Source organism: Rhodoplanes sp. SY1, assembly GCF_046000175.1.
Taxonomy (GTDB): Bacteria; Pseudomonadota; Alphaproteobacteria; order Rhizobiales; family Xanthobacteraceae; genus Rhodoplanes.
Genome location: NZ_JBEOMB010000193.1, coordinates 1 through 1,497, shown reverse-complemented (window position 1 = coordinate 1,497; position 1,497 = coordinate 1). Strand labels below are relative to the sequence as shown.

Below are 1,497 nucleotides of genomic sequence, written 5' to 3'. Positions count from 1 at the left end.
GATCGGGAACCGCTCTAGCCCCCATTTCCGGTCAGCAACATAGGTACGGATCTCGACGCATATGTTTCTATTCGTAATGTTTCGCAGTACAGAACTTGCAACGACTCGAAAATAGTTCGTTTTTACCAGTTTTTTTACTTGTCGCATTCATTGTTTTCGATGCGATCCGGTCGGTCGCGGTCAGCGAATTCATCGTCATTCAGGGAACGGGCGGCATAACGCCCGTGCGTGAACCATGTTGTCCAAGGTCCGCTTCACGATCGGGCGCCGGATCTACGCGGTCATCGGCCTCGGCTTTCTCGGCATCCTCGGGATCACCTGGCTCGACTCGGCCGAGCTGGCGTCGAGCCTCAAGACGCAGCGGCAGTACGAGCTGCAACACTTGACCGATCTCGCGATCGCCATCGTGGCAGGGGAGGATGCGGTCGCGAAGGCTGCCGGGCTGCCGCCCGACGAGGCGCAGAAGCGGGCGCAGGCCCGCCTCGCTGCCTTGCGCTACGGGGGCAACGAGTACTTCTTCGTCGCCGACATGCAGGGCCGGATGGTCATGCACCCGATCGCCCGCGAGCTGGTCGGCACCGATGTCACGAACCTCAAGGATGCCGACGGTGTCCGCATCATCGGCGGCCTGATCGATCTCGTCCGGCGCGACGGGCGCGGCGTTCTCGCCTATGCCTGGCCGAAGCCCGGCGCCGACAGGCCGCAGCCGAAGATCTCCTACGCGGCCGGCTATGGCCCTTGGAACTGGATCGTCGCGACCGGCGTCTATGTCGACGATCTCGAGGCGCAGACCTGGGCGGCGACGCGACGCGCCCTCCTGGCCGCCGGCGTCGTGCTTCTGATCACGCTCGCCGTGTCGATGGTGGCGGCCCGCGGCATCACGAACCCGCTGCAGCGGATGACGTCGACGATGAAGAGCCTCGCGGCGGGCTCGCTGGACGTCGCGATCCCGGGCACGGGCCGGCGCGACGAGATCGGCGAGATGGCCGAGGCGGTCGCCGTGTTCAAGGCCAACGCCATCGAACGGCAGCGCCTGGAGGCCGAGCAGAAGGAGGTCGAGGCGCGGGCCGAGGCGCAGCGCCGGGAGGACATGCACCGGCTCGCCGACCGCTTCGAGACCGCCGTCGGCGGCATCATCGCCACCGTCTCGTCGGCCGCCACCGAGCTGGAGGCGACCGCGACCACGCTCACCCGCACGGCCGACACGACGCAGCGCATGTCGGGGACCGTCAGCGTCGCCTCCGAGGAGGCCTCGACCAACGTCCAGGCGGTCGCGGCGGCGACCAACGAGATGTCGTCGTCGGTCGGCGAGATCAGCCGGCAGGTGCAGGCGTCGAGCCGGATCGCCGACGAGGCCGTGCGGCAGGCCGAGAAGACCGACGCGCGGGTGACCGACCTCTCGCAGGCGGCGACCCGCATCGGCGACGTCGTCAAGCTGATCACGGCGATCGCCGAGCAGACCAATCTGCTCGCGCTCAATGCGACGATCGAGGCGGC

At 67.2% G+C, this 1,497-nt stretch carries 1 protein-coding gene; it reads left to right on the top strand.

Going from position 1 to position 1,497, the window contains the following annotated elements:
- Positions 1–235 precede the first annotated feature (235 nt).
- The coding region (locus tag ABTU92_RS27995; protein ID WP_408094858.1) for a cache domain-containing protein at positions 236–1,497 on the top strand (1,262 nt) is incomplete at its 3' end.